At 72.2% G+C, this 22628-nt stretch carries 22 protein-coding genes and 1 pseudogene; 12 read left to right on the forward strand and 11 right to left on the reverse strand.

The annotated features are described in order from the left end of the window. Window positions 1-88: 88 nt before the first annotated feature. The gene (locus QHG49_RS15450) at window positions 89-925 is read left to right on the forward strand and encodes an RNA polymerase sigma factor SigF (RefSeq protein ID WP_236576411.1); all 837 of its coding nucleotides are present in this window, start codon (window positions 89-91) and stop codon (window positions 923-925) included. A gap of 84 nt (window positions 926-1009) precedes the next feature. On the opposite strand, the gene QHG49_RS15455 is transcribed toward QHG49_RS15450, so the two are convergent. Together QHG49_RS15455 and QHG49_RS15460 are read right to left on the reverse strand one after the other, a co-directional pair. Further along, window positions 1010-1438: an ATP-binding protein gene (locus QHG49_RS15455; protein WP_301490060.1), complete on the reverse strand. Its 429-nt coding sequence runs from the start codon at window positions 1436-1438 to the stop codon at window positions 1010-1012. A 92-nt stretch (window positions 1439-1530) separates the two neighbouring features. Continuing rightward, the gene (locus QHG49_RS15460; RefSeq protein WP_236576409.1) at window positions 1531-1914 is read right to left on the reverse strand and encodes an STAS domain-containing protein; all 384 of its coding nucleotides are present in this window, start codon (window positions 1912-1914) and stop codon (window positions 1531-1533) included. Window positions 1915-2147: 233 nt separating this feature from the next. On the opposite strand from QHG49_RS15460, the gene QHG49_RS15465 reads away from it, so the two are divergent. The 4 genes from QHG49_RS15465 (at window position 2148) to QHG49_RS15480 (ending at window position 6675) form a co-directional block, all read left to right on the forward strand. Beyond that, window positions 2148-3263 (forward strand): serine/threonine-protein kinase, encoded by a 1116-nt coding sequence (locus QHG49_RS15465; protein WP_145492261.1) that lies wholly within the window; start codon window positions 2148-2150, stop codon window positions 3261-3263. A 74-nt stretch (window positions 3264-3337) separates the two neighbouring features. Beyond that, window positions 3338-4246, forward strand: a complete 909-nt coding sequence (locus tag QHG49_RS15470) for a phosphorothioated DNA-binding restriction endonuclease (RefSeq protein ID WP_301490061.1) — start codon at window positions 3338-3340, stop codon at window positions 4244-4246. A gap of 212 nt (window positions 4247-4458) precedes the next feature. Beyond that, the gene (locus QHG49_RS15475; protein ID WP_111587017.1) at window positions 4459-4734 is read left to right on the forward strand and encodes a hypothetical protein; all 276 of its coding nucleotides are present in this window, start codon (window positions 4459-4461) and stop codon (window positions 4732-4734) included. Between the two features lie 123 nt (window positions 4735-4857). Next, a complete protein-coding gene (locus QHG49_RS15480; protein ID WP_145492263.1) occupies window positions 4858-6675 on the forward strand; it encodes a phosphatidylglycerol lysyltransferase domain-containing protein in 1818 nt (605 codons plus the stop codon). Window positions 6676-6821: 146 nt separating this feature from the next. On the opposite strand, the gene QHG49_RS15485 is transcribed toward QHG49_RS15480, so the two are convergent. From QHG49_RS15485 to QHG49_RS15500, 4 genes and pseudogenes are all read right to left on the reverse strand, one after another. After that, window positions 6822-8216: an ATP-binding protein gene (locus QHG49_RS15485; protein WP_370530576.1), complete on the reverse strand. Its 1395-nt coding sequence runs from the start codon at window positions 8214-8216 to the stop codon at window positions 6822-6824. A gap of 18 nt (window positions 8217-8234) precedes the next feature. Continuing rightward, a complete protein-coding gene (locus QHG49_RS15490; protein WP_145492323.1) occupies window positions 8235-8951 on the reverse strand; it encodes a response regulator transcription factor in 717 nt (238 codons plus the stop codon). A 219-nt stretch (window positions 8952-9170) separates the two neighbouring features. Beyond that, window positions 9171-9745: pseudogene (locus tag QHG49_RS15495) on the reverse strand (FMN reductase). Then, window positions 9742-10896 carry an LLM class flavin-dependent oxidoreductase gene (locus QHG49_RS15500; RefSeq protein ID WP_301490062.1) on the reverse strand — a complete coding sequence of 385 codons (1155 nt, stop codon included), beginning with the start codon at window positions 10894-10896 and terminating at the stop codon, window positions 9742-9744. Before QHG49_RS15500 ends, QHG49_RS15495 begins: the two are co-directional and overlap by 4 nt. A gap of 99 nt (window positions 10897-10995) precedes the next feature. Here QHG49_RS15500 and QHG49_RS15505 point away from each other — a divergent pair, with 99 nt between their 5' ends. Genes QHG49_RS15505 through QHG49_RS15515 form a run of 3 tightly spaced genes read left to right on the forward strand, consistent with a single transcriptional unit; the run spans window position 10996 to window position 12336 of the window. Further along, a complete protein-coding gene (locus QHG49_RS15505; protein WP_037663453.1) occupies window positions 10996-11334 on the forward strand; it encodes a YnfA family protein in 339 nt (112 codons plus the stop codon). Window positions 11335-11383: 49 nt separating this feature from the next. Further along, window positions 11384-12160, forward strand: coding sequence for an SDR family NAD(P)-dependent oxidoreductase (locus QHG49_RS15510; RefSeq protein ID WP_145492268.1), 777 nt, complete (start codon window positions 11384-11386; stop codon window positions 12158-12160). After that, window positions 12160-12336, forward strand: a complete 177-nt coding sequence (locus QHG49_RS15515; RefSeq protein WP_167532463.1) for a hypothetical protein — start codon at window positions 12160-12162, stop codon at window positions 12334-12336. Before QHG49_RS15510 ends, QHG49_RS15515 begins: the two co-directional genes overlap by 1 nt. 10 nt (window positions 12337-12346) lie before the next feature. On the opposite strand, the gene QHG49_RS15520 is transcribed toward QHG49_RS15515, so the two are convergent. The 3 genes from QHG49_RS15520 to QHG49_RS15530 form a co-directional block, all read right to left on the reverse strand. Next, complete coding sequence (locus QHG49_RS15520; RefSeq protein ID WP_201300638.1) at window positions 12347-12661, reverse strand: hypothetical protein; 315 nt, start codon at window positions 12659-12661, stop codon at window positions 12347-12349. After that, window positions 12649-12939, reverse strand: a complete 291-nt coding sequence (locus QHG49_RS15525) for a hypothetical protein (protein ID WP_301490063.1) — start codon at window positions 12937-12939, stop codon at window positions 12649-12651. Before QHG49_RS15525 ends, QHG49_RS15520 begins: the two co-directional genes overlap by 13 nt. Window positions 12940-13054: 115 nt before the next feature. Next, window positions 13055-14248 carry an RtcB family protein gene (locus QHG49_RS15530; protein ID WP_159703816.1) on the reverse strand — a complete coding sequence of 398 codons (1194 nt, stop codon included), beginning with the start codon at window positions 14246-14248 and terminating at the stop codon, window positions 13055-13057. Window positions 14249-14489: 241 nt separating this feature from the next. Here QHG49_RS15530 and QHG49_RS15535 point away from each other — a divergent pair, with 241 nt between their 5' ends. From QHG49_RS15535 to QHG49_RS15545, 3 genes are all read left to right on the forward strand, one after another. Beyond that, the gene (locus QHG49_RS15535; protein ID WP_301490064.1) at window positions 14490-15314 is read left to right on the forward strand and encodes a DUF3558 domain-containing protein; all 825 of its coding nucleotides are present in this window, start codon (window positions 14490-14492) and stop codon (window positions 15312-15314) included. Window positions 15315-15440: 126 nt separating this feature from the next. Continuing rightward, complete coding sequence (locus QHG49_RS15540) at window positions 15441-16292, forward strand: DUF3558 domain-containing protein (protein ID WP_236576408.1); 852 nt, start codon at window positions 15441-15443, stop codon at window positions 16290-16292. A 118-nt stretch (window positions 16293-16410) separates the two neighbouring features. Continuing rightward, the gene (locus tag QHG49_RS15545; RefSeq protein WP_301490065.1) at window positions 16411-17787 is read left to right on the forward strand and encodes a DUF2637 domain-containing protein; all 1377 of its coding nucleotides are present in this window, start codon (window positions 16411-16413) and stop codon (window positions 17785-17787) included. Window positions 17788-17883: 96 nt separating this feature from the next. Here QHG49_RS15545 and lysS read toward each other — a convergent pair whose 3' ends face one another. Beyond that, window positions 17884-19623 (reverse strand): lysine--tRNA ligase, encoded by a 1740-nt coding sequence (gene lysS / locus QHG49_RS15550; RefSeq protein ID WP_159703810.1) that lies wholly within the window; start codon window positions 19621-19623, stop codon window positions 17884-17886. 210 nt (window positions 19624-19833) lie between these two features. Between lysS and argS the strand changes: the two genes are divergently transcribed. Further along, window positions 19834-21615, forward strand: coding sequence for an arginine--tRNA ligase (argS, locus tag QHG49_RS15555; protein ID WP_301492793.1), 1782 nt, complete (start codon window positions 19834-19836; stop codon window positions 21613-21615). A gap of 5 nt (window positions 21616-21620) precedes the next feature. On the opposite strand, the gene QHG49_RS15560 is transcribed toward argS, so the two are convergent. Beyond that, on the reverse strand, window positions 21621-22628 hold the full coding sequence (locus QHG49_RS15560; protein ID WP_301490066.1) for a YafY family protein: 1008 nt from the start codon (window positions 22626-22628) through the stop codon (window positions 21621-21623).

Raw genomic sequence — 22628 nt, forward strand, 5'->3', positions numbered from 1 at the left:
CGGATGACGGGGTAGACGGGGGAGCGTCGTGATCCGCTCCCGAAGGCGGTCACGGGTTTCGGTCTCGGGAGGGAACACCATGGCAGTCATGACCACGATGGCAACCGGCACGCGGGTCACCGGCCTGCCCGATGTGGTCGAGCCCTCCAAGGTGGCGCCCAAGGACGCCCGCGATCTCTCCCGGCTCTTCTTCGAACAGCTGGCGACGCTGGAGGAGGGCACGGCCGAGCACAGCTACGCCCGCAACACGCTGATCGAGATGAACATGTCGCTGGTCCGCTACGCGGCCGGCCGGTTCCGCAGCCGGGGACCGGAGGAGATGGAGGACATCGTCCAGGTCGGCATGATCGGCCTGATCAAGGCGATCGACCGGTTCGAGCTGTCCCGCGAGGCGGAGTTCACCTCCTTCGCGATCCCCTACATCGTCGGTGAGATCAAGCGGTTCTTCCGGGACACCACCTGGGCCGTGCATGTGCCCCGGCGGCTCCAGGAGGCCCGGGTCCAGCTCGCCCGGGCGACGGAGGAGCTGCGCGGCCGCCTGGACCGCGAGCCGACGGTCAAGGAGCTGTCGGAGCTGATGAGCCTGCCCGAGGACGAGGTGCGCGAGGCCCGGCTGGCCTCGAACGGCTACAACTCCTCCTCCCTGGACGCCACCCTCAACGGCAGCGAGGACGGCGAGTCCGTGCTGCGGGACTTCATCGGCGCCGAGGACACCGCGCTGGAGCTGGTGGAGGACTTCCACGCCCTGGCGCCGCTGATCGCCGGGCTGGAGGAGCGGGACCGGCGGATCATCCACCTGCGGTTCGTCGAGGAACTCACCCAGGCGGAGATCGGCGAGCGCCTGGGCGTCTCCCAGATGCACGTCTCCCGGCTGCTCTCCCGCTGCCTGGCCCGCCTGCGCGAGGGCATGCTCACCACCGGCTGAGAACGGCGCACACCGAAGCGGGGAGCGGGACACACTGCGGCGGAGAAGCGGCACACACCGAAGCGGGGAGCGGGGCGCGAGCCCTCAGCTCCCCGCTTCGGCGCCGCTGTCGAGGAGCAGCCGGGCCACGATCCGCTTGCCCTCCCCCGCCGGAACGGTCCGCACCTGCTCGCACAGCCGCGTGACGAGGTGCAGTCCGTGGCCGCCGGCGCGGCGCGGGTCGGGTTCCCGGGGCAGGGGCTCGTGGGCCGAGCTGTCGCGGACGGTGACGGTCAGACGGGCGCCGTCGGCGGAGAGTTCCAGCAGCAGCGCGCCGGGGCCGGGGGCGTGCCGGATCGCGTTGGTGACCAGCTCGCTCACGACGAGCTGGGCGTCCTGGTTCGGCTGCCGGTCGGGATGGTGGCCCGCGCGCGCCAGCAGGGTGCGCACGGCACCGCGGGCGTCGGCGATGGGAATCCCCGCCACGCCCCAGGCGGCGCTGTAGCGCGAGGGCGCCGAGCGGGGTTCATCCATCGCCTGGATTCCGAGCGGGATGACCATGGAAGTGTCTCCGATAGGGCGTTAGTTCCTTTTGATCACAAATTCTTCTCGGGTACGACTCTCGGCTACCCGCTGTCCTCGTCTTCATGGGACCCCGGCCGACCGGCCTGGAGCGTGCCGCCGGTGTCCGCGATCGTGAAGTGGTCGAGGACCCCGCTGACGACCAGCAGCCGCCGCACCGCGGGGCGCAGGGGGCCGAGCAGCACGAGGTCGCGCCCGTCGGACAGGTGCCGGCGCCGCAGTGCCAGAAGGGCGTTGAGGAGCATGCTGTCGGCGAAGGTGACCCGGGACAGGTCGATCGCCGTGACGGGCAGCGCGGCGCGCTCGGCCGTCTCCCGGGCGGCCTCGAAGTCCTCGGCGTCGTCCCAGTCCACCTCACCGCGCAATGTGATCACGAAGGTCTCTTCGTGACGGGTGATGTGCACCTTCATCTCCGAACCCGGATGCATGGCGTCATCCTCACATCACCGGCCTCCGTCGGGCCAGTCGCCGGCCGGCGGACACCGGGCCGGGTGCGCCGCCCGCCCGGACCGGCCGGTACGGCGGACACCTGAGCGCACCCGGACGCCCCCGGGGCCGATACGCTTGGGCCGCTGCGGCACCCTTCCCAACTGATCCGCTCCCGCGGTGAGTCACGGCCTGCGGCGATCCAGACGTCTTTGGGCATGAGGATGAAGAACAAGTGCTTATAGCGGGCCGATACAGGCTGCGGGACACCATCGGGCGGGGCGCGATGGGGGAGGTCTGGCGGGCCTTCGACGAGACGCTCGGCAGACCGGTCGCCGTGAAGCTCCTGCTCCCCCACGACTCCGACCCCACCGCGTCCTCGCGGTTCCGGCTGGAGGCGCAGACCGCGGGGCGCCTCAGCCATCCGAACGTCGTCGGGGTCCTGGACTTCGGCGAGTTCGAGGGCCGGCTGTTCCTGGTGATGGAGCTGGTCGACGGGGGCAGCCTCGACGGGCTGCTCAGCGCCTCCGGGCCGCTGCCCGCCGAGCGGGTGGCCCGGATCGCCGCGCAGGCCGCCGTCGGGCTGGCCCTCGCGCACCGGCAGGGCATCGTGCACCGGGACATCAAACCGGCCAACCTGCTGCTGACCGCCGACGACACCCTGAAAATAGGCGACTTCGGCATCGCCCGCTTCTTCGACGACCCCAACTCCGCGCTCACCGCGACCGGGCAGATCGTCGGCACCAGCCTCTTCCTCGCGCCCGAGCGGGCCCTGGGCCGCACCGCGGGCCCGCCGTCCGACGTGTACTCCCTGGGCTGCGTGCTCTACCAACTCCTCACCGGCCGACCGCCGTTCCAGGCGGACAGCCCGCTCGCGGTGCTGCACCAGCACCTCGATGCCACCCCGGTCCCGCCCCGGCAGCTGTGCGCCGATCTGTCGCCCGCCTTCGAGAACTATCTGCTCGGCCTGCTGGCCAAGGAGCCCGAGAGCCGGCCCACGGCCGAGGAGGTCGCCGACTGGTTCGGGCGTGGATCCTGGCGCGGCGCACCGGAGCCGATGCCGGTCGCGCACCAGGGCCACGGCCGCTCGAAGCAGCCGCTCGCCCCCGCCCCGAGGTCCACCCGGCACGCCGCCGCCCCCGCCCGCCGCGCCGCCGCTCCCCCGGCCCGCTCCGAGGGCGCCTACGCCCCGGCGGGGGACACCGAGTGGCAGACCAGCGTGCACCGGTCCGCGAACCGCCGTCCGCGCCTGCCCCTGCTCCGCCGCTCCCGCGTCCTGGCCGTCCTGGGCGGCACCGGCCTGTTCGTGCTGGCGCTGCTGGCGGGCATGGCGTGGTTCTCGCCGAGCTGAGCTGCGGGAAGGGCCCGGCGGGGGCCGCCCCGGCCTGATCCGGGTCCGGCGCGGGCCGTCTACGATCGGACCGCATGGACTGGTTGGCGCGGATCGGCGGGCTCAGGCAGTGGGCCAGGGGCGGGGTACGGGCCCCGCACAAGCCGCTGTTGCTGCTGTACGCGCTCGGCCGGTTCCAGCAGGACGCCGAGGGCGGGCTGCGGTACACGGCGGTCGAGGCCGACCTTCAGCGGCTGCTGACCGAGTACGGCCCGCCGAACCGGACGACCCCCGCGTACCCCTTCCATCACCTGGTCGGCGACGGGGTGTGGGAGGTGCGCACCGACCGGGGTTCCGGCAGCCCGGGCAGCGGGGTGCGGGACCTGCGGGAGACGGGCGCCACCGGGCGGCTCGCGCCGGAGCTGCGCGCCGCGCTGCGGCGTGATCCGCAACTCCTCGGCGACATCGCGCGCCTGCTGCTCGACCTGCACTTCCCGCCCTCGCTGCACGGCGAGTTGTGCGAGGCTGCGGGCCTGGAACTCGAGTGGGCGCGGACCGAGCGGCTCGCGGTGGCGCGCGGGCGGCGGGACCCGCGGATGCGGGAACTGGTGCTGACCGCCTACGAGTACCGGTGCGCGTTCTGCGGTTACGACGGCCGGATCGGCCCGGTGCCGGTCGGGCTGGAGGCGGCCCATGTGCGCTGGTGGGCGTTCGGCGGGCCCGACGAGATCGAGAACGGACTGTGCCTGTGCTCGCTGCACCACAAGCTGTTCGACCGGGGCGTCCTCGGCATCGGCGACGATCTGCGCGTCCTGGTCTCCCAGCGGTTCGCCGGCCACAGCCCCGCCGCCCGCGACCAGGTCACCGCCCTCGCGGGCCGCCGCCTCCTCGGGCCCCGGCCCGGGATCCGTCCCGTCGCGGACGTCCACCGCGACTGGCACACCCGCCAGGTCTTCCACGGCGGACCGGGCCTGCCCCGGCAACGGGCCGACAGCAGACCCTAGGACCCCCTGGAGCCGGTCCGCCGGACCCGCCTCACCGGCCGCCAGCGTGCCGCGCACCGCCGTGTCCGCGTCCTCCGCCATCATGGAGCGGCCCCGCCCGCGGCCCCGGCCGATGGCGTCGACCCCGGCGGACCCTACGTATCGTAGGTTCCCGACCGGGCAGGGCTGTAAGGCCGTTCATACACCTGTTCCACCACGTCAACGGGGGATCCATGCAGGACACGGAGACGGCGCCCAGCGGTGAGGTCTGCGCACGCAGCCTCGCGCCGACCCTCGCCGTACTCGTCGTCAGCCTCTTCGTCGCCGCCGTCGGCGTGTACGAGCTGTGCGGCTTCGGACTGCACAGCCTCGACCGGCGCCCGCACCTGTTCAGCGACGGCCTCGCCACCGGCGGGGTGATCGTCGCGGCGGTGGCCGCGGGGGCCGCGGTGGGCAACCTGGCCTGGCTGCTGGCCTCCGCCCGGCGTGGCTCGGAAAGGACCGGGTAAGAAGCGGGCCCGGTACGCTCCTGTCCCGATAGACAGACCGGAACACTCTCCCCTACACGCTGTAGGGTCGCACTCGTAGTGCCCGTCTGTCCCCGTCCCCCCTCACCAAGGTGACCAGTCACCATGCCCGCTCCGCAGTCGACCGTCCCCTCCGCGCACGCCCCCGCCGAGCGTGCCCCGCACCGCGAGTTCCCGCCGCTCACGCCCGGCCCCCGGCTGCGTGCCGCCGCGGCCTCGGCCACGGTGTGGTACCTGCGGCTGATCGCCGTGCTCAACATCCTCGCGGTGCTCTCCCTGCCGTTCCGCCAGGAGGTCCACGAGCACAACACCAGCAAGCTCTTCAACCAGGAGCATCCGCACCACCACGTCGGCGCGTTCTTCACGCCGTACCTGGCCACCGGCGGCCTCGTCTCGGCCGCGCTCGCGATCTTCCTGATGCTGGTGATGCGGCGCCGCAAGCGCGCCGCCTGGCTGACCAACATCGCGCTCGCCGGACCCCTGTTCGCGGTGTACGCCGTCGGGCTCATCACCCAGGACCGGTACGCGGACCACGTCTTCAACTGGGTCTCCGCCGGTCTGACCGGTCTGTTCGTGGCAGCCCTGCTGATCGGCAGGCGCGAGTTCAACGCGGTCGGCGACCCCTCCAACCCGAAGCTGGCGCTGGCCGTCGGCGCGGGCGGGCTGCTGGCCACCGGCGGCCTCGGCACCCTGCTGGTGCACGCCACCAACAAGCTGCCCGGCGCCGATCTCACCGACGAGATCGTCTACACCTATCTGCGCGGCATCAGCGTCGGCATGTTCGCCGACCGCATCGACCATGTGCACGCGCCGCGTTGGACCGACATCACGGTCAACGTCCTGCTCGCGGCGGCCTTCTGCCTCGTCCTGTACGCCTGCTTCCGCTCCCCGCGCGGCGAGCAGCTGCTCACCGCCGCCGACGAGGAGCGGCTGCGCGCCCTGCTCGACAAGCACGGCGCCCGCGACTCCCTCGGCTACTTCGCGCTGCGCCGCGACAAGGCCGCCGTCTTCTCCCCCAGCGGCAAGGCCGCGATCACCTACCGCGTGGTCGGCGCCGTCTCCCTCGCCTCCGGCGACCCGATCGGCGACCCCGAGGCATGGCCCGGCGCCATCGACGCCTGGCTCGCCGAGGCCCGCCGGCACGCGTGGATCCCGGCGGTCATGGGCGCGAGCGAGGAGGCCGGCACCGTCTACGCGCGGCACGGCCTGGACGCCCTCGAACTCGGTGACGAGGCGATCGTGGACATCGCCGACTTCACCCTCGAAGGACGCCCGATGCGGGTGGTCCGCCAGGCCCACAACCGGGTCAAGCGGGCCGGTTACACCGTGCGCATCCGGCGCCACGAGGACATCCCGGCCGAGGAGATGGCCCACCTCATCGACCGCGCCGACCACTGGCGCGACGGCGCCACCGAGCGCGGCTTCTCCATGGCGCTGGGCCGCCTCGGCGATCCGGGGGACGGCCGCTGCGTGATGCTGGAGTGCCGCGACGGCGACGACCAGCCGCGCGCCCTGCTCAGCTTCGTGCCCTGGGGCGAGCACGGCCTCTCCCTGGACCTGATGCGCCGCGACCGCGACTGCGAGAACGGCCTGATGGAGTACATGGTCGTCGAACTGCTGCTGCGCGCCGGTGACTTGGGTGTCCAGCGGGTCTCGCTGAACTTCGCCATGTTCCGCTCGGTCTTCGAACGCGGCGCGCGTCTGGGCGCGGGCCCGGTGCTGCGGCTGTGGCGCTCGGTCCTCACCTTCTTCTCCCGCTGGTGGCAGATCGAGTCCCTGTACCGCGCGAACGCGAAGTACCGCCCGGTGTGGGAGCCCCGGTTCCTGCTCTTCGCCAAGTCCAGCGACATCCCGCGGATCGGCCTGGCGAGCGCGCGGGCGGAGGGGTTCCTCACGCTGCCGGTGATCGGGGAGCGGTCGTAGCGTCGCGGTCCTCCTCGACGCCATGACGAGGCCGGGGCGCGGGGCACGTCGTCCCGGCCGACGGGGAGTTGCCGGTGGACCTCCGCGAGGATCCGCAGTCGGCCTCGGCGAGGACCCGCCCGTCGTGGGCCCGTCGTGGACTGCCCCTAACCCCCGCCCACCGTGAAGCCGATCACCGCGCCGCCGCCCTCGCGGCGGTACGCGAACGGGGCTCCGCCGTGGGCCATCGCCACCTCACGGACGATGGACAGGCCGAGCCCCGAGCCCGGCAGGGAGCGGGCGTCGGCGGCCCGGTAGAAGCGGTCGAAGATGCGGATCAGGTCGCCCTCCGCGATGCCGGGCCCCCGGTCCAGGACCTCGACGCGGACGGTTCCCGGCCGGGCCGGGCCCATGACGTGGACCTCGATCGGCGCCCGGCCCGCGCGGTCGAACTTGGCCGCGTTCTCGACCAGGTTGGACATCGCCCGCTGGAGCATCCCCGGCCGCCCGTCGGTCGTCGTGTCGCCGCTCACGCGCAGCACGATCTGCCGTCCGGTACGCCGCGACGCCAGCCCCACCACGTCCTCGGCGATGTCCGCGAGATCCACCCGCTGCGGCGGCTCGGTGTCCGACTGCCCGGCGGCGAGGTCCACCAACTCATTGACCAGGTCGGTGAGTTCGCGCGCCTCCTGGGTGAGGTCGGCGACCAGGTCGTCCCGGGTGGCCGGGGGCAGCTCGTCGATGCGGCGCAGCAGGGAGATGTTCGTGCGCAGCGAGGTGAGCGGCGTCCGCAGCTCATGCCCCGCGTCCTGGACCAGCCGCCGCTGGTCCTCCTCCGACTGCGCGAGCCGCCCCAGCATCCGGTCGAAGGCCCGCCCGAGCCGCCCCACCTCGTCGAGCCCGGCCACCGGGACCTCGATGCCGAGGCGCCGGGTGCGGGCCACGTCCTCGGCGGCGTTCGTGAGCACCACCAGGCGCCGGGTGATCCGGCGGGCCAGCCACCAGCCGAACAGCCCCGCCGCCACCACCACGGCCGCCATCAGGATCAGCGTCCGCTGCTGGAGCGTGCGCAGCAGGTCCTCGGTATCGCTGAACTCCTGCGCCACCTGCACCGCGCCCCGCCCGTCGCCGAGCGAGACGGTGGCGATGCGGTAGAGGTCGTCGCCGACCTGGACGTCCTTGTGCTCGACCGCCTTCCCGGCCGTGCGTGCGACCGCCATCGACCTGTCGTGCGAGGTGACGGGCAGCGAGGGGTCGCCGTGGTCGACGATCTGGCCCTGTGCGCCGAGCACCTGCACATCGGTGCGGGCGGGCCGCACCAGATCGTGTCCCGGCCGGGAGGAGGAGAAGTCCTCCGGCCCCATCCTGTGCTGCCGTACCTCGTCCCTCACGTCCTGCACGACCTGCGTGAACACCGTCTGCTGGTCGACGCGGACCAGCCGGGCCGCCGAGCCGTACGACACGATGCCGACGAGGATCGCGACGGCCGCGGTGACGGCGGCGAAGGAGATGGCGAAGGTGGTGCGCAGGGAGACCAGCTTGGGCCGGCGCCGAGCGAGCATCCGGCGCAGGCGGCCCACTCAGTCCTCCCGCAGCACGTAACCCACACCCCGCACCGTGTGGATCAGCTGCGGGGCGCCGGGCTCGTCCAGCTTGCGGCGCAGATAGCCGACGTAGACGGCGAGGTTCTTGGAGCCGGGGCCGAAGTCGTAGCCCCAGATGCGGTCGTAGATCGTGGAGTGGTCGAGGACGATCCCGGCGTTGCGCACCAGCAGTTCGAGCAGCTCGAACTCGGTACGGGTCAGCTCCAGCTCCCGCTTTCCGCGCCAGGCCCGGCGGGCCTGGAGGTCCATGCGGATGCCGGCGGCCTCGACCTGCCGGTCGGAGAGCTGGGGCTCGCCCCGGCCGCCGCCGTCGCCGCCGGCCGGGCCCGCGGGGACCGGGCTGGTGCGGCGCAGCAGGGCGCGCAGCCGGGCGAAGACCTCCTCGACGTCGAAGGGCTTGACCACGTAGTCGTCGGCGCCGGCGTCCAGGCCCGCGATCCGGTCGGCGGTCTCCACCAGGGCGGTGAGCATGAGGATCGGGGTGCGGTCGCCCTCGGCGCGCAGCACGCGGCAGACCTGGAGGCCGTCGATGCCCGGCATCATCACGTCGAGCAGGAGGACGTCCGGCGGCGTGCGGTGGGCCTGTGCGAGCGCCTCGACGCCGTCGGCCACCGCCGTCACCTCGTACCCTTCCAGGGTCAGGGCACGTTCGAGAGCGTGGCGGATGGCGCGGTCGTCTTCGGCGAGGAGCACAGTCTGGGGCACACGCCCAGTCTGCCAAGGCCGCCGGCGGTTCGGCGGGGGAGGCCGGGGCTACGATCACCCTTTTTACCGCGCTCTCACCGTCACACGGGCAACCGCCTCGGGTCGCCTACCGTCTTCTCACCGAATTGGGCAGATGAGCGATTCGGTCACCCGTTCGCCGTCGGGTGCGGTGCGGCGGAGCCGCACAAGCTCTCGCCCCGCGCCCCTTCAGGGCACTTGCAGCGCGGCCAGCCGTTCGGCGAAGGGCACCACCCGCGTCTCCTCCCGTCGCTCCGCCGTCGGCATCAGCGCGGCCAGCTCCCGTGCCGCACGGTCGATCCGGTCCGGCAGGCCCTGTGCGCCCCGGTCCTCCGAGGCGGCGTGGACGCCGGTCGGGACGACGACGGCCCGCAGGTGGGAGAAGAGGGGGCGCAGGGCGTGGTCGAGGAGCAGGGAGTGCCGGGCCGTGCCCCCGGTCGCGGCGATCAGCACCGGCTTGCCGGTCAGCGCGTCCTTGTCGAGGACGTCGAAGAAAGACTTGAACAGCCCGCTGTACGACGCGCTGAACACCGGCGTGACGACGATCAGCCCGTCGGCGCCCGTCACCGCGTCCTGCGCGGCGGCGAGCGCCTTGCCCGGGAAGCCGCTGGTGAGGTGGTGCGCGATCTCGACGGCGAGGTCCCGCAGCTCGATCACCTCGGTGTCCACGGGCGTCCGCTCCGCCACGGCGGCGGCGAGCCGGTCGGCCAGCAGCCGGGTGGACGAGGGGACACCAGTCCCGCCGCTACGACGACGAGCCTCATACGGCACTCTCCTGCTTCTCCTGCTTCTCGTTCTCTTCCTTCGCCGCCGTCCCGGCCTTCGTGGCCTTCGTGGCCCGCGCGGCTTTCGCGGCCAGCAGCGAGCCGTGCGTCGGCGCGTCCGGCACCTCCGCCGGGCGGCCCTTCGCGAACTCCTCGCGCAGCACCGGCACGACCTCCTCGCCCAGCAGGTCCAGCTGCTCCAGGACGGTCTTCAGCGGCAGCCCGGCGTGGTCCATCAGGAACAGCTGGCGCTGGTAGTCGCCGACGGTCTCGCGGAACGCCAGGGTCCGCTCGACGACCTGCTGCGGGGAGCCCACGGTCAGCGGGGTCTGCTCGGTGAAGTCCTCCAGCGAGGGGCCGTGGCCGTACACCGGGGCGTTGTCGAAGTACGGCCGGAACTCGCGCACCGCGTCCTGCGAGTTTTGGCGCATGAACGCCTGGCCGCCGAGACCGACGATCGCCTGCTCGGGGGCACCGTGCCCGTAGTGGGCGTAGCGCGAGCGGTACAGGTCGACCATCCGCCCGGTGTGCTCGGCCGGCCAGAAGATGTTGTTGTGGAAGAAGCCGTCGCCGTAGTACGCGGCCTGCTCGGCGATCTCCGGGGAGCGGATGGAGCCGTGCCAGACGAACGGCGCGACGCCGTCCAGGGGCCGCGGGGTGGCGGTGAAGCCCTGGAGCGGAGTACGGAACCGGCCCTCCCAGTCGACGACGTCCTCGCGCCACAGGCGGCGCAGCAGGGCGTAGTTCTCGACGGCGAGGTCGATGCCGCGGCGGATGTCCTTGCCGAACCAGGGGTAGACCGGGCCGGTGTTGCCGCGGCCCAGCATCAGGTCGGTGCGGCCGTCGGCGAGGTGCTGGAGCATCGCGAAGTCCTCGGCGATCTTCACCGGGTCGTTGGTGGTGATCAGCGTGGTGGACGTGGAGAGGATCAGGTTCTCGGTGCGCGCGGCCAGGTAGCCGAGCATCGTGGTCGGGGACGACGGCACGAACGGCGGGTTGTGGTGCTCGCCGGTCGCGAAGACGTCCAGGCCGACCTCCTCCGCCTTCAGCGCGATGGCGACCATGGCCTTGATCCGCTCGCGCTCGGTCGGCGTCCGCCCCGTGGTGGGGTCCGTCGTCACATCACCGACCGTGAAGATCCCGAACTGCATGGCCGCCCACCCTCCATTTGATTGATTATTCAACTACATCCCGCCCAACGGTCCCCCTCACCGGGATATTCCGGGGTGCCGCCATGCCAAGCTGCCCCCATGCCGATCCTCCGTTCCGCCGCCCTCTTCGTCGTCGCCGCGATCTTCGAGATCGGCGGGGCCTGGCTGGTCTGGCAGGGGGTGCGGGAGCACCGGGGGTGGCTGTGGGCGGCCGGTGGGGTGGTCGCGCTCGGGGCGTACGGGTTCGTCGCGACCTTCCAGCCGGACGCGCACTTCGGGCGCATCCTCGCGGCGTACGGCGGGATCTTCGTCGCCGGGTCGATCCTGTGGGGCGTGGTCGCGGACGGTTACCGGCCGGACCGCTGGGACATCGCCGGGGCGCTCGTCTGCCTCGGCGGAATGGCGCTGATCATGTGGGCCCCGAGGAACGGCGGCTGAGCCTCGCCTACATTGGACGGAGCCGTCCGACACACCCGAGGAGCAGCCCATGGCCACGTCCGCCCCGTCCGCCGCCTCCCGCATCGCCGTCGTCACCGGTGCGAGCAGCGGCATCGGCGCCTCGACGGCCCGGCAGCTCGCCGCCGCCGGCTACCGCGTGGTGCTCACCGCCCGCCGCAAGGACCGTATCGAGGCCCTGGCGGAGGAGATCAACGCGGCCGGCCACGCGGCGACGGCGTACCCGCTGGACGTGACGGACCGCGCGGCCGTGGACGAGTTCGCGACGGCCTTCCAGACCATCGGCGTCCTGGTGAACAACGCGGGCGGCGCGCTCGGCGCCGACCCGGTGGCCACCGGCGACCCGGCCGACTGGCGCACGATGTACGAGACGAACGTCATCGGCACCCTGAACCTCACCCAGGCCCTGCTGCCCAAGCTGGAGGCGAGCGGCGACGGCGTCGTGGTCGTCGTCTCCTCCACCGCCGGACACGCGACGTACGAGGGCGGCGCGGGCTACGTCGCCGCCAAGCACGGCGCCCATGTGCTCGCCGAGACCCTGCGCCTGGAGATCGTCGGCAGCCCGGTGCGCGTCGTGGAGATCGCGCCCGGCATGGTCAGGACCGAGGAGTTCGCGCTGACCCGCTTCGGCGGCGACACGGAGAAGGCCGCGAAGGTCTACGCGGGCGTGGCCGAGCCGCTGACCGCGGACGACGTGGCGGAGACGATCACCTGGGCGGTGACCCGGCCCAGCCACGTCAACATCGACCTGCTGGTCGTCCGCCCGCGCGCCCAGGCGTCCAATGCGAAGGTCCACCGGGAGCTGTGATGACCGAGGAGACCGGCGGCACACCCGTGCCGCTCACCCCCGAGGAGTTCGACAAGCGCCGCCTCGCCCAGGAGAAGCGGGACGAGCGCAAGGTCTGGTACTTCCTCGCCTACTTCCTCTTCGGCATCCACCTCGTGGCATTCGTCATGATCTACGCCGTACGGCACGGCAAGTAGCGGCATCGCGTCAGCGGGCCACCCGGCACGTCGGGTCGTCCACGATCACCGCGTGGGCCGGGATGATCTCGGTGTCGTCGTCGTCCTTCTGCCGCACGGACCTGGTGGTGGCGTAGGCCCGCCTGCCCGCGCCGACGCACTTGGTGGCGAGATTCCCGAACCCGTCGGGGAAGTTGTACACCTCGGCGGGCGAGTCCTCCCCGGCGCGGCCCGCCACCGGGGCGTCCGCCTTGCCGCGCTCCTCGTAGTGCTGCCGGGAGCAGCCGCTGAGCAGCAGCGCCGCGCAGACCCCCGCGACGGCGAGGGACGCGCTCAGCCGGCGCACGCCTTGTCCTCCACGATCTGCACGTTCGACGGCGCGCCGGCGTTGGTCGTCACATACGCGCGAAACCCGTGCCCCACGCATTTGGTGGCCAGGTTCCCGAAGCCGTCGGGCATGTTGTAGACCTCGGCGGGCGTGTTGTCCCCCGCCTTGCCCTGTACGGGCGCGTCGCCCTTGCCGCGCTCGTCGTCGTACTTCTGCGAGCAGCCCGCGAGCAGGCCCGCCACGATCACCACCAGACCCGCGGCCCGGATCGCCCCGCTTCTGCGCCCTCGGTTCATCGGCCGTCCCTCCCCGGAGAGTTCCCCACGCGGTCGCCGCACGCTCGGCACCCGCACCCTGAGGACAGCGGCGGGGGCCGGTACGGTTCCGGGCCCCGCCGGACGGCCGCGGGCCTCAGCCCTTCACGCAGACGACCTGCTTGAGCTTCGCGACGACCTCCACCAGGTCCCGCTGCTGGTCGATGACCTGGTCGATGGACTTGTAGGCGCCCGGGATCTCGTCCACGACACCGGAGTCCTTGCGGCACTCCACGCCCCGTGTCTGCTCCTCCAGGTCCCTGGCGGTGTAGCGCCGCTTGGCCGCGTTGCGGCTCATACGGCGGCCCGCGCCGTGCGAGGCGGAGTTGAATGAGCTGTCGTTGCCCAGGCCCTTGACGATGTACGAGCCCGTGCCCATGGAGCCCGGGATGATGCCGAGGTCACCGGAACCGGCCCGGATCGCGCCCTTGCGGGTGACCAGCAGGTCCATCCCGTCGTACCGCTCCTGGGCCACGTAGTTGTGGTGGCAGGAGATCTCCGGCTCGAACATCGGCCTGGCCTTCTTGAACTCCTTGCGGATCACGTCCTTCAGGAGCGCCATCATCAGGGTGCGGTTGTACCTGGCGTACTCCTGCGCCCAGAACAGGTCGTTGCGGTACGCCGCCATCTGCGGGGTGTCCGCGACGAACACGGCGAGGTCGCGGTCGACCAGGCCCTGGTTGTGCGGGAGCTTCTGGGCCACGCCGATGTGGTGCTCGGCCAGCTCCTTGCCGATGTTGCGGGAGCCGGAGTGCAGCATCAGCCAGACCGCGCCGGTGGTGTCGGTGCAGACTTCCACGAAGTGGTTGCCGCTGCCGAGCGTGCCCATCTGCCGGGTGGCCCGCCCCTGGCGGAAGCGAACCGCCTCGGCGACCCCGTCGAACCGCCCCCAGAACTCGTCCCAGCCGCTGGTCGCCAGGCCGTGGAAGCCGCCCGGCTCGATCGGGTCGTCATGCATGCCGCGGCCCACCGGGATCGCCTGCTCGATCTTCGAGCGCAGCCGGGACAGGTCGCCCGGCAGGTCGCCGGCGGTCAGCGAGGTCTTCACCGCGGACATCCCGCAGCCGATGTCCACGCCGACCGCGGCCGGGCACACCGCGCCGCGCATCGCGATCACCGAGCCGACCGTGGCGCCCTTGCCGTAGTGCACGTCCGGCATCACGGCGAGGCCCTTGATCCACGGCAGCGTCGCGACGTTCCGGAGCTGGCGCAGGGCGCCGTCCTCGACCGTCGCGGGGTCGGCCCACATCCGGATCGGTACCCGCGCGCCCGGCATCTCCACGTACGACATGACTTCTTCGTCCCCCCGGACTCGGCAACAAGAAAAGACAACAAAGCGCTTAAAAGCATCAAAAAGGAAAAGCAGCGCCAAGCGCGTCGAAAGAGGACCGCGGACCGGCGTCCACGGCGGCGCGTGCGATACACATTGTCTCCAGGCCAGCCCCCGCCGCGGCAAGCGAATAACCAGCGGGGACACTGAGGCGACCATCGCGCGCATCCATCGGAGCGCAGCCGTCGGAAGGAGCCCGCCCGTGCAGCGGAAGGCGTACGTAACCGGCACCGCCGCCCTGCTCGGGGCGCTGCTCGCGGGCTGCTCCGGCGGCTCGGGCGGCGGCGGCGCGGCGGACGACGCCAACCCGGGCGACGCCGGGACCGCCGCGGCGGCGGCCCAGCCCGGCCGCTACCGCACCCTCCCCGAGCCCTGCGGCGCGGTGAGCCACGGCACCCTCGACGCGCTGCTGCCCGGCATCAAGCAGATCGCCGACCCCGACCAGCGGGACAAGGCGTACCAGGGCGAGGCCGAGCTGACCTACGACACCGACCGCAAGGTCGGCTGCCGCTGGAAGGTCCCCTCCGCCGACTCCACCGACCGCCTCTCCGTCGACCTGGAGCGCGTGGTGTCGTACGACAACACGGTCAGCGACGACGACCAGGCGCGGGAGCTGTTCGAGCAGAAGGAGTCGGCCGCCGATCTCCCCGTGGCGAGCGACACCCCGTCGGCGAGCGCGTCGAGCGGCAGCGGCGGCCCCTCCCCCTCGGGCTCCCCGTCGCCCGGCGGCTCCCCGAGCGGCACCCCCTCCGCCTCGTCCTCCCCCTCGGGCGCGACGGCCCCCGAACTCCAGCCGCGCACCCTCTCCGACCTCGGTGACGAGGCGTACCTGGACGACAAGCTGGGCTCGTCCGGCTCGACGGACGCGCAGCGGACGGTGACTGTGGTGTTCCGCACGTCCAATGTCGTCGTCACCATCCAGTACGAGGAACAGCCGATGGCCGCCGGCGCCGTGCCCGACAGCGAGGAAATGCAGGACAGGGCCCGGAATCTGGCCGCCAAGCTGGACGACGCGCTGGGCGGCTGATCCGCTTCGGGGCCCCGCGCGCGCCCGCCCGCGAAGCTCCCGAAGGGAAACCGCACAGCTCCTTCACCGCGTACGGTGGCCCCGCAGGAACCCGCACGAACACCGAGCGTCATGAGTGAAGGAACCATGCAGCGAGCCAAGCGAGACGACCGTGACCGGCTGGAACAGCGAAACAGGCGGCTGCGCCGTGCCCTTGTCTGCGCGGCGGCGGTCCCCGCGGTACTGATCACCGCGGCCTGCTCCTCGGACTCCGGCGACTCCAAGCCCAAGAGCGACGGCGCGAGCGCCACGAAGTCGGCGGGCGACAGCACGTCGCCGTCCGCCAGTTCGTCCCCGACGGTGGCGCCGGCGGCGTACAAGACGCTGCCGGACGCCTGCAAGGCGCTGTCCTCCAAGACGCTGGACGACATGGTGCCGAAGGCCGATTCCTCGGGCAAGAAGGGCGGTTCGGACGAACCGTCCTCCCGTGCCTCCTGCTCCTGGAGCAGCCTGAGCAACAACGGTGTCAAGGGCTCCCAGTTCCGCTGGCTGAACGTGTCCATGCTGCGCTTCGACTCGGACGCCACCCGCGGCTCGGGCAACACCCAGGCGCACACGTACTTCGCCAACCAGGTCAAGGACGCCCAGTCGGTGAGCGGCGCCAAGAACGCCAAGGTCGCCGCGGTGTCCGGCACCGGCGACGAGGCGACGTCCGTGCGCTACGACCTGAGCAAGAAGGAGGGCCTCTTCAAGCAGGAGACCCTCGTGGCGCGGGTCGAGAACGTCGTCGTCACCCTCGACTTCAACGGCGCGGGTCTCGCGGGCGACAAGACCCCCGACCCCGACGACCTCGCCAAGTCCGCGGCGAAGGCCCTGAAGGAGGCCGTGGACGCGGTTTCCTCGGCCAACAGCGGTGGCGGGTCCGGGAGTTCGTCCGCCGACCCGTCCACGAAGCCCTCCGGCAGCGCCTCGCCCTCCGCCGGCTCCAAGAAGAGCTGACCGAACGGGCTTACGCCGACCGGCACCATGTGTGCCGCACACGTGTGCCACTCTGTTGCGCGCAACAACAGGCAACGGGAGGGGAGTACGAGTGGCCGCGCCACCGCAGCTGACTCGGATGCACCGGATACTCATCGGCGTGGTCGTGGGCGGCGCCCTGATCATCGCGGGGATCGGCTTCGCCGGTTCGTACGCGGCCGTCCGCGAGCTGGCCCTGAAGAAGGGCTTCGGGAACTTCGCCTATGTGTTCCCGGTCGGCATCGACGCGGGTATCTGCGTCCTGCTGGCCCTGGACCTGCTGCTGACCTGGATCCGCATCCCCTTCCCGCTGCTGCGCCAGACCGCCTGGCTGCTGACGGCGGCGACGATCGCCTTCAACGGCGCGACGGCCTGGCCCGACCCGCTCGGCGTCGGCATGCACGCGGTGATCCCGATCCTGTTCGTCGTCGCCGTCGAGGCGGCCCGGCACGCCGTCGGCCGGATCGCGGACATCACGGCCGACAAGCACATGGAGGGCGTCCGGCTCACCCGCTGGCTGCTCTCCCCGCTGCCCACGTTCCTGCTGTGGCGCCGGATGAAGCTCTGGGAGCTGCGCTCCTACGAGCAGGTCATCAAGCTGGAGCAGGAGCGCCTCGTCTACCAGGCCCGGCTGCACTCCCGCTTCGGCCGCTTCTGGCGCCGCAGGGCCCCGGTGGAGTCCCTGATGCCGCTGCGCCTGGCGCGCTACGGCGTCCCGCTCGCGCAGACGGCCCCGTCGGGCCTGCTGGCGGCGGGCATCGATCCGGTGCTGCTGCCGCCGGCGGCCCCGACGCCGGAACTGACCGCGGGAGCGACGGCGACGGCGACGGACGCGATACCGGCGACGGACGCGGCCACCGCGGCGCCTGCCCCGGCCGCCGCCCCGGTCGCGGCACCCGCCCCGGACGCGACCGCCACCGCGAACCCGGCCGCGCGGGCCGCCGTACCGGCCGAAGCCCCGGCCGCCGTACCGGCGGGCGCGCCGACGCCCCGGTACGCCCAGGCTCCCCAGGCCCCCGAAGCCCCCCAGGTCCCCCCGCAGGACGACCAGAGCCCCTGGTTCCAGTCGCCGCGCGAGGTCGAGTACCACGGCGGGTACGACCCCTCCTTCGAGCCACCCCCGGACCCCCAGTACGACCCGGAGGAGCAGTACGAGGACTGGTACGAGGGCCAGCCCGCGGAGCGGTTCCAGCAGCCCTCCCCCGAGGAGACCGGCAGCTTCCCGATCCCGGCCGGCCCGAACCGCACCCGCGAACTGGGCGAGGGCGGCGGCCTCCCCGCCGCCGAACCGGACGAGGACGCCTTCTACCAGGTGTTCCGGCAGTCGATAGACGGCAGTTACCCCACGCCCCACATCCTGGGCGAGAACATCCAGGCGACGTACGGCACCCGGCTCAGCCCCGCCGAGCTGAAGTCCCTCGCCGCCCGCCTCCAACAGCGCCACTCGGCGGAGCTGGAGGAGGACCACATCGCCTGACGGGGAAGGGCGCAGAAAAGGGCACAGAAACAGGGGCCCTCCGGCTGGAGGGCCCCTGTTTCTGTGCCTATGCGCCCATGCGCCTACGTCACCGCGTCACTGGCCGAGCAGCGCCCGCACCCGCTCCTGCCCGACCGCGAGCAGCAGCGTGGGCAGCCGGGGGCCGGTGTCGCGGCCCACCAGCAGCTGGTAGAGCAGCGCGAAGAACGTCCGCTGGGCGGTCTTGATCTCCGGCGGCAGCTCCTTGGGCGTGGCGTCCGCCGAGAACCCGGCCTGCACCTTCGGCACGCCGTAGACGAGGTGCGTCAGGCCGTCCAGCGACCAGTGCTCGGCGAGGCCGTCGAGCAGCAGCCGCAGCGACTGCCGGGACGCCTCGTCCAGCGACTTCAGCAGCTCGGCGTCCGGCTCCTCGCGCACGATGGTCCGCTGGTCGGCGGGCACCTGCGTGTTGATCCAGGCCTCGGCCTTGTCGTAGCGCGGCCGGGCCTGCGCCAGCGAGGACAGCGGGCTGTCCGGGTCCAGCTCGGAGAGGATCCGCAGGGCCTGGTCCTCGTGCCCGGCCGTGATGTCGGCGACGGACGCGAGCGTGCGGTACGGCAGCGGGCGCGGCGTCTTCGGCAGCTCGGCGGCGGCCGTGCCGACCGCGCGGGTGTACGCGGCCACGTCACCCGGCAGCGCGGACCCGTCGGCGACCTTCGCGGCGAGCTTGTCCCACTCGTCGTAGAGCCGCTGGATCTCCTGGTCGAAGGCGATCTTGAAGGACTGGTTGGGCCGGCGGCGGGCGTACAGCCAGCGCAGCAGCTGCGGCTCCATGATCTTCAGCGCGTCGGCCGGGGTGGGCACGCCGCCGCGCGAGGACGACATCTTGGCCATGCCGGAGATGCCGACGAACGCGTACATCGGGCCGATGGGCTGCGCGCCGCCGAAGATGCCGACGATCTGCCCGCCCACCTGGAAGGACGACCCCGGCGAGGAGTGGTCGACACCGCTCGGCTCGAAGATCACGCCCTCGTAGGCCCAGCGCATCGGCCAGTCGACCTTCCAGACCAGCTTGCCGCGGTTGAACTCGCTCAGCCGGACGGTCTCGGTGAAGGCGCACTCGGTGCAGACGTACGACAGCTCGGTGGTGTCGTCGTCGTACGAGGTGACCGTCGTCAGGTCCTTGCCGCAGCCGCCGCAGTACGGCTTGTACGGGAAGTACCCGGCGCCGCCCGCGGAGCCGTCGTCCTCGGCGGCCGCGCCGGAGCCCTCCTCGGCCTCCAGCTCGGCCTCGTCCACGGCCTTCTGCTGCTGCTTCTTGGCCTTGGGCTTGGTGCGGTACTGGGCGAGGATCGCGTCGATGTCGCCGCGGTGCTTCATCGCGTGCAGGATCTGCTCGCGGTAGACGCCCGAGGTGTACTGCGCGGTCTGGCTGATGCCGTCGAACTCGACGCCCATCTCGGCCAGCGACGCGACCATCGCGGCCTTGAAGTGCTCCGCCCAGTTCGGGTACGACGAGCCCTTCGGGGCCGGCACCGAGGTCAGCGGCTTGCCGATGTGCTCGGCCCAGGACTCGTCCACGCCCGCGATGCCCGCGGGGACCTTGCGGTAGCGGTCGTAGTCGTCCCAGGAGATCAGGTGCCGGACCTGGTGGCCGCGGCGGCGGATCTCGTCGGCGACCAGGTGCGGGGTCATGACCTCGCGCAGGTTGCCCAGGTGGATGGGGCCCGACGGGGAGAGGCCGGACGCGACGACGACCGGTTTGCCCGGGGCCCGGCGCTCCGACTCCTCGATGACCTCATCCGCGAAACGGGAGACCCAGTCGGTGGTCTCGGTGCTCTGAGCCACGATCGGCACGTCCTTCTTTCTCCATCGGGCAGCCGTGACGGTCGCACGGCTGACCGCTCCATTGTCCCAGGCGGGACCGCATCCATGAAAACGCCTTTTCAACGCGTTGGACGCCCTTCCCGCCGCCCGCGTTCACCCGTGGACGGGAAAATTCGCTTCACCCCCCGTGGAATACTGGGCGTGACTATCCATCCCCACGAGGAGAACGGCACCTCACCTATGGCCTCGGTCACGTCCCTCAGCGACTCCGTCCAGCAGCAGCTCGCGTCCGCCCTCTCGGCCACCCTGCCGGAGGCCGCCGGCGCGGACCCGCTGCTGCGACGAAGCGACCGGGCCGACTACCAGGCCAACGGGATCCTGGCCCTCGCCAAGAAGGCGAAGGCGAACCCGCGGGAGCTGGCCACGCAGGTCGTCTCCCGGGTGACCACCGGTGCGGTGATCCAGGACGTCGAGGTCTCCGGCCCCGGCTTCCTCAACATCACCGTCTCCGACCGGGCGATCACCGGCAACCTCGCCGCGCGGTACGCGGACGACACCGGCCGCCTCGGCGTGCCGTACGCCGCGCACCCGGGCACCACGGTGATCGACTACGCCCAGCCGAACGTGGCCAAGGAGATGCACGTCGGCCACCTGCGCTCCGCGGTGATCGGCGACTCCGTCGTCCAGCTGCTGGAGTTCACCGGCGAGACCGTGGTGCGCCGCCACCACATCGGCGACTGGGGCACCCAGTTCGGCATGCTCATCCAGTACCTGGACGAGCACCCCCACGAGCTGGACCACAAGGCGTCCGCCGAGGACACCGCGGCCTCCGGCGAGGAGGCGATGTCCAACCTGGACCGCCTCTACAAGACCGCGCGCAAACTCTTCGACTCCGACGAGGAGTTCAAGACCCGCGCCCGCCGCCGGGTGGTCGACCTCCAGGCCGGCGACCCGCACACGCTCGCCATCTGGCAGAAGTTCGTGGACGAGTCGAAGATCTACTTCTTCTCCGTCTTCGAGAAGCTGGACATGGAGGTCCGCGACCCCGACATCGTCGGCGAGTCCGGGTACAACGACATGCTGGCCGAGACCTGCCGCCTCCTGGAGGAGTCCGGTGTCGCGGTCCGCTCCGAGGGCGCGCTCTGCGTGTTCTTCGACGACATCCTGGGCCCGGAGGGCAACCCGGTCCCGCTGATCGTCCAGAAGTCCGACGGCGGTTACGGCTACGCGGCCACCGACCTGTCCGCCATCCGCGACCGCGTCTTCAACCTCAAGGCGAACACCCTGCTGTACGTGGTGGACGCCCGCCAGGCCCTGCACTTCCGCATGGTCTTCGAGACGGCCCGCCGCGCCGGCTGGCTGAACGACGACGTGACGGCCGTACAACTGGCCTTCGGCACGGTGCTGGGCAAGGACGGCAAGCCGTTCAAGACCCGTGCGGGCGAGACGGTCAAGCTCCAGGACCTGCTGGACGAGGCGGTCGACCGGGCGACGGCCGTGGTCCGGGACAAGGCCGAGAAGGTGGGCCTGACCGAGCGGGAGATCGAGGAGAACGGCCGGTACGTGGGCATCGGCGCGGTCAAGTACGCCGACCTGTCCACGTCGGCGGTGCGGGACTACAAGTTCGACCTGGACCAGATGGTCTCGCTGAACGGCGACACGTCCGTCTACCTCCAGTACGCCTACGCCCGTATCCAGTCCATCCTCCGCAAGGCCGGCGAGGCCCGCCCCGCCGCCCACCCGGAGCTGGCACTGGCCCCGGCGGAGCGCGCGCTGGGCCTGCACCTGGACCAGTTCGCGGAGACGGTCCTGGACGTGGCCGCCTCCTACGAGCCGCACAAGCTGGCCGCCTACCTGTACCAGCTGGCCTCGCACCTGACGACCTTCTACGACCAGTGCCCGGTCCTGAAGGCCGAGACTCCCGCCCAGGTCGAGAACCGCCTCTTCCTGGTCGACCTCACGGCCCGCACCCTGCACCGGGGCATGTCCCTGCTGGGCATCAAGACCCCCGAGAAGCTCTGATCCCGTCAGGGCCCCGGGTGGGCCTCGGTGTCCGGTTCGCCGGCGGCCTCCGCACCGGAGCCGCCGGCGTTCTGTTCCGCCACCTCCCGTGCCCGCCGTACCAGGGCCTGACGCACCTCGTCCGGTGCCAGGACCCGCAGCGGTGTCCCCAGCCCCAGCAGATAGCGCGCCAGGCCGTCCGCGTCGGCGCCCCCGATGTCGACCAGGGTCGCGTCGGGGCCGTCCGGGCGGTGGGTGCCGACGGTCGCGGGGACCAGCCGGAGGGCCTGGTCGAGGGGGACGGGGAGGCGGACGGTGGCGGACAGGGGGTAGGGGCCGTTCGCGATGTTGCGGGAGACCAGGTGCGCCGGGTCCGGGGGGTCGCCGAGGTCGGCGGGCCGGCCGGTGGGCTGGAGGCGGTCGACGCGGTCCGCGCGGAAGGTGCGCCACTGGCCGCGCGCCACGTCCCGCGCCACCAGGTACCAGAGCCTGCCCGTGTGGACCAGCCGGTACGGGTCGATGTCCCGGACCGTGGACCTGCCCTCGCCGTCCGTGTACGACAGCCGGGCCCGCTCCCCCCGCCGGCACACGGCCGCCAGCTCCAGCAGCAGCCCGGGGCTGACCCCCGAGCCGCGCGCGCCGGGGAGCAGGACGAGGGCGGCGTCCAGTTCGCCCAGGCGCGCCGCGATGCGGGGCGGCAGCACCGAACGGAGCTTCAGCAGGGCCGACAGGGCGGCCTGGTCGCTGCCCAGGGCGCGGTTCAGGGCCGCCTCGCCGAGGCCGACCGCGACGGCCAGCGCCTCCTCGTCGTCCAGGATCAGCGGGGGCACCCGGGATCCGGCGCGCAGCCGGTAGCCGCCCCAGGGGCCCGCCTCGGAGTCGACGGAGTACCCGAGTTCACGCAGGCGGGCGATGTCCCGGCGGATCGTGCGGTCGGTGACCTTCAGGGACCGGGCCAGTTCGGCGCAGGTCCACGAGGGGCGGGCGGACAGGAGGTTCAGCAGGCCCAGCAGGCGGGCGGACGTGGCTAGCAC

Origin of the sequence: Streptomyces sp. WP-1 (assembly GCF_030450125.1) — a bacterium.
In the GTDB taxonomy this organism is placed as follows: Bacteria; Actinomycetota; Actinomycetes; order Streptomycetales; family Streptomycetaceae; genus Streptomyces; species Streptomyces incarnatus.